Source organism: Actinoplanes siamensis (assembly GCF_016862395.1).
In the GTDB taxonomy this organism is placed as follows: domain Bacteria; phylum Actinomycetota; class Actinomycetes; order Mycobacteriales; family Micromonosporaceae; genus Actinoplanes; species Actinoplanes siamensis.
Map to the genome: position 1 here is coordinate 144,701 of NZ_BOMW01000006.1, position 13,274 is coordinate 157,974.

Below are 13,274 nucleotides of genomic sequence, written 5' to 3' on the forward strand. Positions count from 1 at the left end.
GCCCCCTCTCCGGCCCCATGCGTCACGGTCCGCCACTCACAGTCAACAGCGCACCGTCACCCGGTCACCCGGTCGCCAGAGCGGTGGGCGTGGGTCGCCGCCGCCGGGTCGGTTGCGCTCCACCACGGGGCGCCCGTGGACACCGCCCACGGCCACCCCGGGGGAGCCGCCGGCTGGCCGTGAGCGGTGCGCGGGCGGCATTGCGGGCGGGGCGGACGGGCGGCGGGGAGGGCTGGGGCCGACCGGTCGAGAGCGGGCTCCGCCGGGTGGGGGGCGGTCTCGACCGGGTGCCGGGCAGGGCCGGGGACCGGGCTCGATCGGGGCGGTGGACGGGACTCGATCCAGACCGGTCGTGAAGGGGTCGCGAACACCATGGCCTTTCGGGCAAAAACGGGCAAACATGGACGACAAATTGGGACAAACGCCGCGTATTTCTGTCGCCTAGCTGACATCGCCCGCTGGCCCGGGGGCATTGTGTCGTTGCCTCCAGCGTGAATCCGACCCGGTCGCGCGAGCGCATCTGTCTGCTCACCGGCGGCGGGTACCCGTACCGCCGCGACGCCCTCGGAGGTTGGTGCCGGACGCTCGTCGAAGGGCTGCCCCGGTACCACTTCGAGCTGCTCACCGTCACGGACCGGGAACTGCCGTCCGCTCCCGCGTACCCCCTCCCACCGAACGTCGGCTCGGCGCGCGCCATCGCGCTGGGCCGCGAGCCGGCCCGGGCCGCGCGACGCCGCGCCCACCTGCCCCAGGGCGCCGCCGACGCGGTCGCCCACCTGTGTCACGGCCTGTTCGACGAGTCGGCGACGGACGTGTTCGCCGAAGGTCTGCGCGGCATCGCCGAGATGGCGGCGAACCGGCCCAGCCCGCTGACCCGTCTCCCGCTCGCCGACAAGCTGCTCGACTCGTGGCGGTGGGGGCTGCACCCCGTACCGGAGAATCTGCCGAAGCTCGGCGTGCGGGACGCGCGGACCGCTGCCACCCTGCTCCGGCACGCCCTGCGTGCGCTGGCCGTGCCGGTCCCCGAGGTGGACCTGGTGCACTGCGTGGGCGGGACGAAGCCGCTGCTGGCCGCGCTCTCCGGCCGGTGGCGCAGCAGCACGCCGCTGCTGCTCACCGAAGCCCGCACGCCGGTGGCCCGGCAGCGCCCGGCGGAGGATCGGCTGTCCCCCGCGGTCCGCCTGGTGCTGCGCCGGTTCCGCAGTGCCGTGGCCCGCACCGGGTACGCCGAGGCCGAACTGATCGCCCCGCTGAGCACGTACCACCACGGCTGGGCGCTGGAGCACGGCGCGGAGCCGGCGCGCCTGGTCCAGGTGCCGGCCGGCGTCGACCCGAAGGAGTACCCGGGCGCCGCCGAGATGGACACGCCCCCGACGGTGGTGTGGGCCGGCAGCGGTGGCCCGGACAGCGGGCTGACCCTGGTGCTGGAGGCGTTCACCGAGGTCGCGGCGGCTCTGCCGGGCGCCGTGCTGCACCTGGTCGGGATCACCGCGGCACACGAGGAGCACTGCGCCGACCAGATCGAGCAGACCGGCCTGGGCCGCGCGATCCGGCTGCACCCGCTGCCCGCCGACCCGCGCGAGCGGTTCACCGTCGGACAGGTGGTGGCGCACGTGCCGGGCCCGTCCGATCCCCCGTCGCACCTGGTGGAGGCGATGATGTCGGGCCGGCCGGTGGTCGCCCTGGACATCGGCCCGGCCGGCGAGACGCTCGGCGACACCGGCGTCGTGGTGCCGCCGGACGACCCGTCCGAGCTGGCCATCGCCATCGTCGCCCTGCTCCGGGACACGCCCCGCCGCCGGGCGCTGGGCGAGGCCGCCCGGACCCGTGCGCTGAGCCACTTCACCGCCGACCGGGTGGTGCGGGTGTACGGCGCCCTCTACACCGATCTTGCCGCGCCGCCCCCGGCGCCGGCCTTCGAACTGTCGCTCACCGTGCCCGCTCCCCGTACCCCGAATCCGGCCACGCTGCGCTGGCTGACCAGGGAGGACTGAAATGACCATCACTCCCGGGCTGGGAACATCCGGAACCGCGCGGACCGCGTCGCGCAACCGGCGGCGCCGTCCGCAGGCGCCCGGCGAGCCGCGGCATGCGGCGAACACGCCGGGCTTCGAGGAGACGCCGCCCGCCGGCCGGCGACCGAGCGATCCGGGCAGACATTCCGGCGAGGGTCCGGGTGATCTGTTCCCCGGCGATCTCGACGAGGTACGTACGGATGCCGCCGAGGAGTCCTACCTCGACCCGGCCTTCCCGGCTCCGGCACAGACCGCCCCGGCCGCGGGTCTGGGCGCCCAGCTCTACGAGGTGATGTCGGAGTCGGAGCGGCAGAACGCGGTCGCCGAGACGCTGCTGTTCGTGCGGCCGGACTTCGACCAGGAGCTCCCCGCGGCGACGGCCGGGGAGCTGCCGGCCGATCCGGCGCCGGGAGCCGGGACGAGGCCCGGCCGGACGGGTGGGTCCCGGTTCGGCCGGGCGACCGTGGCTCAGGCCGGGCGGGCCGCCGACGAGCGATCCGGACCCGGGCGGCGGGACGTCAGCCCGCTGACCGAGACGTTCCTGTTCGGGCCGCCCGTCCCGCCCGTCCCGCCGGCCCAGCACGCGCAGCAACCGCGCTCGCCGATCGACGGCGCCGCGGAGACGCTGCTGTTCGCGGGCCTGGCGCGGGCCCTGGCCACTCAGCCGGAGCCGGCCGACGCCGGGAACGCGACGGTCCCGGCCGGCACCGGGAGCGCGACGGCGGCCCCGGCCGACGAGCCCGGCCCGGCGGCCGACCACTCCGTCACCTGGGACACGATTCCACCCGTCGAGGACGGCGCGGACCGGGCCGGGGGCACCGAGATTCCGGCAGGCGCGGTCGACTGGGCCAGGAGCGTGGAGACACCGGCGGATTCCGTGGACTGGGGCGGGGGCGCGGAAGCACCGGCGGGTCCCGTGGACCGGGGCGGGGGCACGGAAGCGCCGGCAGCCCCGGTGGACTGGGATGTGGACGATCCGGGGTGGGCGGAACCGGCGTACCCCCTCACCGATCACACCGGCCACCGCATCCCGCAGGATCGCCGCCGGGCCTGGGAGGAATGGAACCGGAACGCGGCGCAGCCGCTTCCGGACACCGGCGGCGACCGCGAGCCCCGGCGCGGCCGAGGGCGCGAAACCTCCCCGGAAGTCCTGGAGATGGGAGCGGCCGGGCTGGACCGCCCCGGCCGGGTCGTCAACCGGCGCCGGACCCGCGCGGCCGACCTCGACCACAACGCGCCAGTGCCGGACGAGGTCTGGAACACCGCCCTCCGGCAGCACGCCGTTCCCGCCTGGGACGCCCCGGACGCGGAGGACCCGGACGAGCCGGACGCGGCACCGGGCGCCGGCTGGACCCCGCCGGATCCGCCCGGACCGGACCCGGCCCCGGACGCCGCCGCGGGGTGGCACGCGGAGAGCTCGTTCGGCCCGGACCCGGCCCTGGACGCCGGCGGGCACGCGGAGAGCTCACCAGTTCCGGACGCGGACTGGCCCGCGGAAAGTCCGGACGCGCCTGCGGCCGGCGACCCGTGGCCGGAGAACTCCCGCGAGCTCTCCCCGGAGCGGCTGGCCAAAGCGGCGGCCGCGGACGCCGCCTGGCGCGCGTTCGCCGACGGCGAGCGGGAAGCCGGCACCGAGATCCGCACCAATCGCCGGGCCAGGAGCCGCTGGCTGACCACGTTCAGCGGCGAGCGCCCCGCCGGAACCGAGGCCGCGGCGGATCCCGCCCCGAAGCGGCGGACCGTCCTCCGGCCGGTGCTCCTGCGCTGCCTGCTCTACCTGGGGCCGCTCAGCGTCGCCGTCGCCGCGGCCGGCGCCCTGGGCCGGGTCGCCTGGCCGGTACCGGCCCTCACGCTGCTGCTCGGCTGGTCCGCGGCCCAGGCGCTGACCAGCGTCGGCGTCACGGTGGCCCGGCGCGCCGGCCCGGCCGAGGCGGCCCGGCTGGTCGGCGCCGGCTTCGCCGCGGTGACCGCGTTCTGGTGCGCGCTGGCCTGGACCGCCCCGCTGTCGCTGCTCGGCCCGGACCGGCTGCTGGCCGCCTCGGTCGGCGCCGGCGGGCTGGCCACCCTCGCGACCGTGACCGCCGCGCTGGTCACCCGGTCCGAGGCCGCGGTGGTGCGCTGGTACCTGCCCTGCTGGCTGCTGGCCGCCGCCGCGCTCGCGGCCTCCGGCGGGGCCGGCTGGGCGCGGTACGTCCCGGTCGAGACCATGCTCCCGGCCGTGATCGTGACGGTGCTGATCCGGGCGTTCCGGCCAGCCGTGCTGACCGGCCGGGACTGCCGCATCCCGCGGCTGACCGCGGCGGAACGGCGCCGCGGCGGCGCCTACCTGATCATCGGGATCTCCCAGGCGATCTGCGTGGCGCTGCTCTGGCAGGCGGGTCCCGACGTGACGCCGGCTCCAGCCGCGCTGCCGCTGCTGATCGCGGTGCCCATGCTGGAGGCGCTGATCGGCTGGCACACCGCCCGGATCGACGCCGGCCTGCACTCCGCGCAGACCGTCGCCGAACTGGGCCGGCACCTGCGTGGCGTCACCTGGATCACACTGGCCGGGCTGCTGCCGCCGCTGGCCGCCGGGCTGGCGCTGGCGCTGGCCGCGTACCGCCCGCCGGGCCTGGCCAGCCTCGGCGGGACGCAGTCCGCGGCGCTCGCGCTGGCCACCGGGACGCTGCTGGGCGGGGTCTTCGCCGTCACCTTCCTGCTCGCGGCGCGGTCGCGTACCGGCATCGCCGCGACCCTGGCCGCCGCTCCCCCGCTGGCCACCCTGTTGCTGCCGGTGCTCCCGCAGCCGGCCGCCGGGCCGTTGCCGCTCGCCGTCGCCGTGCTGGCCGCGACGCACGTGGCCGGCCTGCTCATCGTTGCCCTGACCGCCGCCGATCTCCGGAGGACCTCGTGAAAACCCTGTTCCCCCCGTACGCGCATCCCGGCCCCGAGCTGGAGCTGGACGCCGACACCTGGGTCGTCCGCGAGCACCCCGGCGACCGCCGCACGCTGCATCAGTCGCTGGGCCGGATCGACCTGGACTGGGGCAGCCGCTCGCTCGCCGACGTGCTCTCCGACGTGGACGCCTGGCGCGCCGACGGTGTGGAGGGCCTGTTCCTGGACCGTGCGCCGGCCGGCTCCGGCGGTGTGGGACCGGTCGCCCTGACCGTTCGGCTGGCCGCCCGGCGGGGCCTGCACCGGGTCGTGCTCAACCCGGGTGTGCCGACCCATCCGCTCTACCGCGATCTGGGGGTGCGGATCTGCACGTTCGAGGGGCCGTGGTCGGCGTACCAGAGCTGGGACGGCGACGGGACCCGGCCGGGCGACGGGCACATCGTCCACGGTGTCCCGTCCGCGCTGCTCACGGCCGCCCGCCGGCTGATGGGACGGCGCGGCGCGGGCTTCGGGCTGGCCACCGACGCGGGCCCGGATCTGAGTCCGGCCGGGGCTCCCGGCAGCGGCGCCCACAGCGCCGACTGATTCCCGTGTACGCCCAGAGCCCCCTCCGGCGGCGGCCCCGAGGCAACGGCATCGCGGCGACGGACCCGGAACACCGGTCCCGCGGCGGCGGATCCGCGACGCCGCCGCACCACAGGGCCGCCCCGCGCGCCGCGGTCCAGGCTGGCGCTCACGGGTGTCCCGACACCTCCGGGACACCCCGCACGACCAGCCGGGGAGCCCGAGGGGCGCCGTGGTCGGGAGCGGGGCGGGGTCGCGTGGGCCGGCCGCCAGGGGACCGCGCGCACGGGCGTACCCGGTCAGCGGGGTTTGGGTTGACAGCGGGGACAGCTGAACGAGGACCGGTTCATGAAGCTCTCCCGCCGCATGATCGCTCCGCACCGCCCGCACGGCTCGCCCTCGCGGCCGTAGGCGTTCAGCGACCTGTCGAAGTAGCCACTCTCCCCGTTGACGTCGACATACAGCTCGTCGAAGCTCGTCCCGCCCGCGACGATGGCCTCCGACAGCACGTCGCGCACGTGACCCAGCAGCCGCGCGACCGCGGGCTTGCTGAGCTTGTCGGTCGGGCGGGCGCCGTGCAGCTTGGCCCGCCACAGCGCCTCGTCGGCGTAGATGTTGCCGACCCCGGAGATCAGCGTCTGGTCGAGCAGCGCCCGCTTGATCTCGGTGTGCCGGCCGCGCAGCCGGGCCGAGAACGCGGCGTCGTCGAAGAGCGGGTCCATCGGGTCGCGGGCGATGTGCGAGATCTCGCCGGGAAGTTCCGCGCCGCCCTCGGAGACCGACAGTCCGCCGAACGTGCGCTGGTCGACGAAGCGCAACTGCGGCCCGCCGTCGGTGAAGGTGAACCGGACCCGCAGGTGCTTCTCGTCCGCGGCGTCCGCGGGCTGCATCAGCAGCTGCCCGCTCATCCCGAGATGCGCGATCACGGCGTCGCCGGAGTCCAGCGGGAGCCACAGGTACTTCCCGCGGCGGGCGACGTCCAGGATGGTCCGGCCGGTGAGCACGGCGGCGAAGTGGGCGTCACCGGGCAGGTGACGGCGGATGGCCCGGGGGTGGCGCACCTCGACCGCCGCGACGGTGCGGCCGGTCACCCACTCGGCCAGGCCCATCCGGACGGTCTCGACCTCGGGAAGCTCGGGCAACGGGGATCCTCACATGGTGTAGGGCCAGATGGTGATCAGGTAGGCGCCGTACCAGAGGCCGAACAGGGCCCAGGCGGTGATCGCCAGGACCGCGACCCGGGGGCGGGCGCGGGCCGCGGCGACCACCGACGGCAGCAGCGTCAACAGTACGGGCAGCAGCAGCCGCGGCTTGGAGTGGTAGAAGCCGGCCTGGCCGTAGACCAGGATCATGGCGACCACCCCGTAGACGGCGAGCGGCAGCCACGGCTTCTGGGCCAGCGCCACCCCGGCCGCCGCGAGCCCGGCCAGCAGGATCAGCCCGACGCTCACCTGCACCCAGCCGTCGGCTCCGGTGAACGTGCCGTGCAGGAAGCTGAGCGTGCTGTGGCCGAAGTCGAACGACGTGCCCCAGCCGGCCGTCTGGATCTTGAACCAGGCGTCCCATTCGCCGACCCGCCAGCCCACCCAGCCCAGGAACAGCGGCACGCCGGCCAGCGCGATCGCGGCCGCCGCCAGCGGCTTGAGCTTGTTGGGCGCGTCCTTGAGCGCCAGCAGCGCGGCGACCGCGAGGGCGATCGCGGCCGCGGCGCCGGTCGGACGGGTCAGCGCGGCGCCGAGACCCAGCAGGGCGGCCGGCAGCCAGGCCCGGCGATGGGCGGCCGCGAGCATGCCCGCCACCAGGGCGATGAACAGACTTTCCGAGTACGCCATGGAGAGCACCACGGACACCGGCGCGGAACAGCAGATCGCCACCAGCGCCCAGCCGGCCCGCCGGTCGTAGAGGGTGGTGCCGAGCAGGTGCAACGCGATCGCCGCCCCGATCGAGGCGGCCCAGGCCACCCCGACGGCGGCCACGCCCGGCGCGACGCCGAGCAGCGCGACACCGCGGATCAGCATCGGGTAGAGCGGGAAGAAGGCCAGTTCGTTGGCCTGCAGGACGTGGTTGGCGTCGAACGTGTACCCGTGCGGGTACCCGTCCATCGCCACCCGCTGGAACCACCCGCCGTCCCAGACCAACAGCCGCCGCCAGACGCCGCCGTTCGCGGTGGAATCGCCGCCCAGCCACCAGATCATCAGCAGCTGGCCGATCCGGGTCAGCGCGAGCAGGCCGACGGCGACGGCCACCCCGCGGTCGCCGCCGGCCTTCTCCCAGAGGGTGGGTGTGGGTTCCGGAGTGTCCGCCGCCGCCGGCGCGGCCTCACTCGGGCTTGTCGTCGCCATCGGCCTCGCTCCGGTCGGTGAGCGTCCTCCAGGCGGCCGCGGCGGCACGCTGCTCGGCCTGCTTCTTGCTGCGACCGTCGGAGCCGCCGTACCGCACGCCGGCCACCACCACCCAGGCGGTGAACGTCTTGGCGTGGTCGGGCCCGGAGTCCTCGATCACGTAGTCCGGCACGCCCAGCCCGAGCGCCGCGGTCAGCTCCTGCAGGCTGGTCTTCCAGTCCAGTGCGGCGCCCCGGCCGGCCGACTCGGCCATCAGCGGGTCGAACAGCCGGTGGATCACCTCGCCGGCCGTCTCCAGGCCGTGCTCCAGGTAGATCGCGCCGAGCAGGGCCTCCAGCGTGTCGGCCAGGATGCTCGCCTTGTCCCGGCCGCCGGTGGTCTCCTCGCCCTTGCCGAGCAGCAGGTGCGGGCCGAGGCCGCCGTCGCCCAGGCCGCGCGCCACGTCGGCGAGCGCGTGCATGTTCACCACGCTGGCCCGCAGCTTGGCGAGCTGTCCCTCGGGCAGGTCGGGGTGGTTGTGGAAGAGGGCCGACGTGATCACCACGCCGAGGACCGAGTCGCCGAGGAACTCCAGGCGCTCGTTGGTGGGCAGGCCGCCGTTCTCGTACGCGTACGACCGGTGGGTCAGCGCGCGTTCCAGCAGTTCCGGCGAGAACGGGACCCCGAAGGCCTCCTCGAGGGGCAGGGTGGGGGGACGGCGGCGCTTGTCATTCATGCGATACCTCGTTGTACGACATCAATTCGGCGATGGCTGCGAGCGCGGCGCGGCGGTGCAGGCCGGCGGCGAAGCCGATGCCCCCGGCCAGGTCGGGGCCGGTGGCCGCGCCGTGGCAGACCACCACGATGCCGCGGACGCCCAGCAGGACGGCCGCCCGACTGTCGTCCGCTTGCTCGGCTCCGTGGGCGGCTTCGAGCGCCTTCAGGAGGACATTTCCGGTGAAGCCGTCGGTGACCACGACGTCGGCGGCCGTGCCCAGCACGACGTCGCTGCCCTCGACCAGGCCGGTGTAGCGCAGGGGCAGGGCCTCCAGCAGACGCGGCGCCGATCGGCGCAGCCGGTCGCCCTTGCCCGGTTCGGTGCCGATGGTGAGCAACCCGACCCGGGGGTCCGGGAGGTCGTGGACGACGGCGGCGTAGGCGGCGCCCAGCCGGGCGTGCATGGCCAGGGCCGGCTCGTCGGGGTCGACGGAGGAGCCGACGTCGAGCAGGACCAGGCGGCCGGCGGCGGTGGGCAGCACGGCGGCCAGCGGGGGACGGCGGACGCCGGGCCAGCGGCCCAGGGCGCGCGCGGCGGAGAGCACGGTCACGGCGGTGTCGCCCGCGGAGACCAGGGCGTCGGCGAGGCCGGCGGCGACGGCTTCGGCGGCGCTGCCGCCGGGCACTGTGGTGATGCGGTGGTGCTCGGCCGGATCGAGGGCGTCGAGCACCGCGCCGGCGGCTTCAGCCGGGCCGACGAGTGTCAGGTGCAGGGACGGATCGTCCTGTACGGCACGCAGAGCGCCGTCAACCACGACGGCGGGAGCATGGTCCCCGCCGAGGAGGTCGACGGCGATCCGCGCGGTGCCCGGCTCCCTCAGGGGAGCCGGGGCACCGGTGGAACGCCACTGCTCAGGAACGACCCGCCCGATGATCGGGCGCGTCACGCGGCGACGTCAGACCTCGAGGACCTGACGGCCGTTGTAGGTGCCGCAGACCGAGCAGGCGGCGTGCGGCAGCTTCGGCGACTTGCACTGGGGGCAGGCCACGGTCGAGACCGCTGTCGCCTTCCAGTTCGCCCGGCGCGAGCGGGTGTTGCTGCGCGACATCTTGCGCTTGGGGACGGCCACGGTCGTTACTCCTCGGGTGTTGTGAGATTGCGCAAAGCGGCCCAGCGGGGATCGGCGTCCTCGTGGCTGTGATCGGCCGGGAGGTCGTCGAAGTGCACCCCGCAGTCGGGGCACAGCCCTGGGCAGTCCGGCCGGCAGAGCGGGTTCGTCGGCAAGGTCAGCACCACCGCGTCCCGAACCGCCGGCTCCAGGTCGATGAGGTCGCCCTGCATCCGGCCCACCTCGTCCTCGTCGGTGGTCTCCTCCGTGGTGCTGTCCTCGTAGGCGAACATCTCCGCGAGGGACACCTCGAAGGTGCTGTCGATCTCGTTGAGGCACCTGCCGCACTCGCCGTGAAGCGAGCCCCGCACGGTGCCGCTGACGTAGACCCCCTCGGAGACCGACGTCATGCTCAGATCGAGCTCGAGGTCGGAACCCTCGGGGACCGAGATCAACTCCAGGCCGAGGTCGGCAGGCGCCGGCACCACCCGTTTCAGGGCACGCGTCGCACCAGGCTGCCGGGGTAGCTTCGTCGTGTCGACGACCAGCGGCTGCCTGGGATCCAGGTGACTCTGCGGTGACTTGGGCATCATGTTCCTCAGCCATGGGTAGGCCGACCGAAAACATTACCTGAGCTTGCGGGACGTCGTCGAATCGGCCCCGATTGTCAGAAGGGCAGAGGACGCTCCGCGTCCTCACCCTGAAAGGTACCGATCTCGCGGAGCGCGTGCATCTTGTCCCGCCCCCGCTCGATCGACGCCAGCGCCCGGGTCAGGAACTGCTCGAAGTTGGCAAGCGCGGTGTCGACGTAGTCGTCGACCTCCTCCCGGAGCCGCTGGGCCTCGGTGCGGGCCTCGGCGATGATCCGGGCGCCCTCGTGCTCGGCCGAGACGGTGATCTCGTTCACCGAGACCAGGCGGGCGTGCTCGGCCTCGCCCTCGTTGACGATCCGGTCCGCCTCGCGCCGGCCGGCCTCCACGATCCGGTCCCGCTCGTCCAGCACCGCGGCCGCCTTGCGCAGCTCGGAGGGGAGCTCGGCGCGCAGCTCCTCCAGCCGCTCGATCATCTCGCCGCGGTCGAACATGAAGTTCGTCCGCGACATCGGCACGGCGCGCGCGTCCTGGACGAGCTCGATGAGCTCGTCGATACGGTCGAGCGGATCCACCGGTGTCTCACTCCCGTCGTCGAACCGCCACCCAGCGTGGTGCGATCACGTTACTGTGCCGCCGCCCCGCCTCGTTCCGGCGCGCCGGACACTCCTAATTCTGCTTCAACCGGCTCACCAACCGGGCCAGCACCGGGTCGGGGAGGTACGCCGAGGCGTCGCCACCCCACTTGACCACGTCCTTGACCAGGCTGGACGACAGGAACGAGTAGAGCGGATTGGTCGGCATGAACAGCGTCTCCACACCGGAGAGCCCGATGTTCATCTGCGCCATCTGCAACTCGTAGTCGAAGTCGCTCACCGCGCGGATGCCCTTGACCACGACGTCCGCGCCCTGATCCCGGCAGAAGTCGACAAGGAGTCCATGGAAGGACATCACCCGGACATTCTTGTACGGGGCGGTCACCTCGGTCAGCATCTCGATGCGTTCGTCGACGGTGAACAGTCCGGACTTGGACTGGTTGATCAGAACTCCGACGATCACCTCGTCGAACAGCCGGCTGGCCCGTCCGACGATGTCGAGGTGACCGTTCGTGACCGGATCGAAGGAACCGGGACACACCGCTCGTCTCATGATCGGCGACCGTACCAAAGTGTGGTCTCGCCGTAACGCCGGGTGCGGTCCCCGGCGAGGCCGTCCACCCAGCTCACCGGACCCGTCCGGGTGGACCGCTCGAACACCACCACGGCGTCCGGGGCCAGCCAGCCGTTGGCCACCAGCCGTTGCTGCACGGTGTCCACCTCGTCGCCGCCCAGCGCATACGGCGGGTCGGCGAAGACCACGTCGTACGGTCCCCCGTCCGGGGGATCGGCGAGCACCTGCGACACCTTGCCGGTCACCAGCCGTGCCGCCGCGCCCACTTTGAGTGCCACCACGTTGTCCCGGACGACCCGGGCCGCCTTGGCGTCCGATTCGACCAGAAGGAGATGATCGGCACCGCGGGACAGCGCCTCCAGGCCGACCGCACCGGACCCGGCATAGAGGTCGGCGAACCGCGCACCGGACAGTTCGGTCATCGTTTCGAGGGAGCTGAAGAAAGCCTCCCGAACCCGGTCCGATGTGGGCCGGGTGTGCACACCGGACGGAACGGACAGACGCCGCCCACCATGTGCCCCGGCGATAATCCTCGTCATCGCGTCCGACGCTACTTCACCACCCCATAAGGACTACCAGCGCGTAAACAATTCCCTCGTCACGGGCACTGCGCGCGACGGCACCGTCCCGTTGCAGTGAAAAAAGATCACGGATTGGTATCAAGACCCTTATGCGCCGCTGAGACGTTTCTTTGACCTTGAGAACTGGCTAGGGTCAGCGAGCGTTGCGGTCGTCCTTGACGGACCGTCCGCAGGCGACGTGGGGAGGCGTCGACGCAGCGTCGCTCTTTGGCGGGCGACCAATGCCGCGCGGTCTTCTCACGCACTCTCTTCCTGACCCCCGTTCCCAGGAGTAGGCGTGAAACTGTCCAAGTCCTCGTTCCGCCGGACCGGCACGGTTGTTGCCGGAGCCGCTGTCGGCCTCATCGGCGTGATGACCACGGCCATGCCCGCCCTGGCGTGCCACCCGAACATCAAGCCGGCTAGCGCCTGCGTCAACAACGACGGCACCTGGGTCGTCGAGTGGACAGTCCAGGCCAGCGACAACGCCTTCGGTGACGGCAAGGTCGGGAAGGTCGAGTACAGCGCGACGACGACCAAGCCGTCCGACGCCGACAAGGCCCAGACGATCAGCTTCACCGGCATCGCGGAGGGCGACAAGCTGAGCCACTTCAGCAAGCTGCACGCGACGCAGACCGTCTCGAAGGAAACTGAGACCGCAACCCTCAAGATCACCGGCGAGTGGAAGCGCAACAACGGCAGCAACTTCATCGACGCCAAGAATCTCTCGACGAACAAGCCGACAGAGGTCTGCAAGGGCCAGCCGGAGCTGCCGAACCCGGGCGAGTCCACCCAGCCGAACCCGGCCGAGTCGACCAAGCCCAGCAACCCGGGCGAGTCCACCAAGCCGAACCCGGCCGAGTCGACCAAGCCGAGCAACCCGGGCGAGTCCACCCAGCCCGTTCCCGGCACCAGCTCCTCCGCCTCGCAGGCTGCCCCGAGCAAGCCGGCCGAGGAAGTCGTCACCGAGCCGCAGCTGGTCTACGACAACACCTGTGACAACCTGACCGTCGGCGTCGTGGTTCCGGACGACAACAAGGAGTCCGTCACCGTCAAGTTCACCCCGAACAAGGGTGACGCGAAGACCGTCACCGCCAAGCCGGGCGAGACCAAGACCGTCGACTTCGACGCCGCCGCCGGCCTGGTCGTCACCGCCAGCGCCGAGGGCCAGGAAGACACCACCATCGACTACGAGGCCCCGGCCGACTGCGACACCGGCGCCCTGGCCGTGACCGGCTCGAACTCCAGCACGATCGCCGGCGGCGCCGTCCTGGTCCTGCTGGTCGGTGCCGGCCTGTTCTTCATGGCCCGCCGCCGCAAGGTCCGCTTCACCGCCTGATAGCGGAGCGACAAC

The 13,274-nt window shown here is 73.2% G+C and carries 13 protein-coding genes; 4 read left to right on the forward strand and 9 right to left on the reverse strand.

What is annotated here, in order from left to right:
• The first annotated feature begins 491 nt into the window (after nucleotides 1-491).
• Genes Asi03nite_RS02405 through Asi03nite_RS02415 form a run of 3 tightly spaced genes read left to right on the forward strand, consistent with a single transcriptional unit; the run spans nucleotide 492 to nucleotide 5,474 of the window.
• Entirely contained in the window at nucleotides 492-1,994 is a 1,503-nt protein-coding gene (locus Asi03nite_RS02405; protein WP_203676701.1) for a DUF3492 domain-containing protein, read from the forward strand.
• 1 nt (nucleotide 1,995) lies between these two features.
• The gene (locus tag Asi03nite_RS37615; protein WP_239102308.1) at nucleotides 1,996-4,908 is read left to right on the forward strand and encodes a hypothetical protein; all 2,913 of its coding nucleotides are present in this window, start codon (nucleotides 1,996-1,998) and stop codon (nucleotides 4,906-4,908) included.
• A complete protein-coding gene (locus tag Asi03nite_RS02415) occupies nucleotides 4,905-5,474 on the forward strand; it encodes a spherulation-specific family 4 protein (protein ID WP_203676702.1) in 570 nt (189 codons plus the stop codon). The genes Asi03nite_RS37615 and Asi03nite_RS02415 overlap by 4 nt, the downstream gene beginning before the upstream one ends.
• 278 nt (nucleotides 5,475-5,752) lie before the next feature.
• Here Asi03nite_RS02415 and mutM read toward each other — a convergent pair whose 3' ends face one another.
• From mutM to rsmD, 9 genes are all read right to left on the reverse strand, one after another.
• Entirely contained in the window at nucleotides 5,753-6,595 is an 843-nt protein-coding gene (gene mutM, locus Asi03nite_RS02420) for a bifunctional DNA-formamidopyrimidine glycosylase/DNA-(apurinic or apyrimidinic site) lyase (protein WP_203676703.1), read from the reverse strand.
• A gap of 9 nt (nucleotides 6,596-6,604) precedes the next feature.
• Nucleotides 6,605-7,795 carry a mannosyltransferase family protein gene (locus tag Asi03nite_RS02425; RefSeq protein ID WP_203676704.1) on the reverse strand — a complete coding sequence of 397 codons (1,191 nt, stop codon included), beginning with the start codon at nucleotides 7,793-7,795 and terminating at the stop codon, nucleotides 6,605-6,607.
• On the reverse strand, nucleotides 7,773-8,510 hold the full coding sequence (gene rnc / locus Asi03nite_RS02430; RefSeq protein ID WP_203676705.1) for a ribonuclease III: 738 nt from the start codon (nucleotides 8,508-8,510) through the stop codon (nucleotides 7,773-7,775). The genes Asi03nite_RS02425 and rnc overlap by 23 nt, the downstream gene beginning before the upstream one ends.
• Entirely contained in the window at nucleotides 8,503-9,423 is a 921-nt protein-coding gene (locus tag Asi03nite_RS02435) for a phosphate acyltransferase PlsX (protein WP_373872081.1), read from the reverse strand. Before Asi03nite_RS02435 ends, rnc begins: the two co-directional genes overlap by 8 nt.
• A 24-nt stretch (nucleotides 9,424-9,447) precedes the next feature.
• Nucleotides 9,448-9,621 carry a 50S ribosomal protein L32 gene (gene rpmF, locus Asi03nite_RS02440; protein ID WP_067685631.1) on the reverse strand — a complete coding sequence of 58 codons (174 nt, stop codon included), beginning with the start codon at nucleotides 9,619-9,621 and terminating at the stop codon, nucleotides 9,448-9,450.
• 5 nt (nucleotides 9,622-9,626) lie between these two features.
• Nucleotides 9,627-10,190 (reverse strand): YceD family protein, encoded by a 564-nt coding sequence (locus tag Asi03nite_RS02445; protein WP_203676707.1) that lies wholly within the window; start codon nucleotides 10,188-10,190, stop codon nucleotides 9,627-9,629.
• 77 nt (nucleotides 10,191-10,267) lie between these two features.
• Nucleotides 10,268-10,765: a hypothetical protein gene (locus tag Asi03nite_RS02450; RefSeq protein WP_203676708.1), complete on the reverse strand. Its 498-nt coding sequence runs from the start codon at nucleotides 10,763-10,765 to the stop codon at nucleotides 10,268-10,270.
• A 94-nt stretch (nucleotides 10,766-10,859) separates the two neighbouring features.
• Complete coding sequence (gene coaD / locus Asi03nite_RS02455) at nucleotides 10,860-11,339, reverse strand: pantetheine-phosphate adenylyltransferase (RefSeq protein ID WP_203676709.1); 480 nt, start codon at nucleotides 11,337-11,339, stop codon at nucleotides 10,860-10,862.
• Complete coding sequence (rsmD, locus tag Asi03nite_RS02460) at nucleotides 11,336-11,899, reverse strand: 16S rRNA (guanine(966)-N(2))-methyltransferase RsmD (RefSeq protein ID WP_203676710.1); 564 nt, start codon at nucleotides 11,897-11,899, stop codon at nucleotides 11,336-11,338. Before rsmD ends, coaD begins: the two co-directional genes overlap by 4 nt.
• A 319-nt stretch (nucleotides 11,900-12,218) precedes the next feature.
• Here rsmD and Asi03nite_RS02465 point away from each other — a divergent pair, with 319 nt between their 5' ends.
• Nucleotides 12,219-13,259 carry an LAETG motif-containing sortase-dependent surface protein gene (locus tag Asi03nite_RS02465; protein ID WP_203676711.1) on the forward strand — a complete coding sequence of 347 codons (1,041 nt, stop codon included), beginning with the start codon at nucleotides 12,219-12,221 and terminating at the stop codon, nucleotides 13,257-13,259.
• Nucleotides 13,260-13,274: the final 15 nt, after the last annotated feature.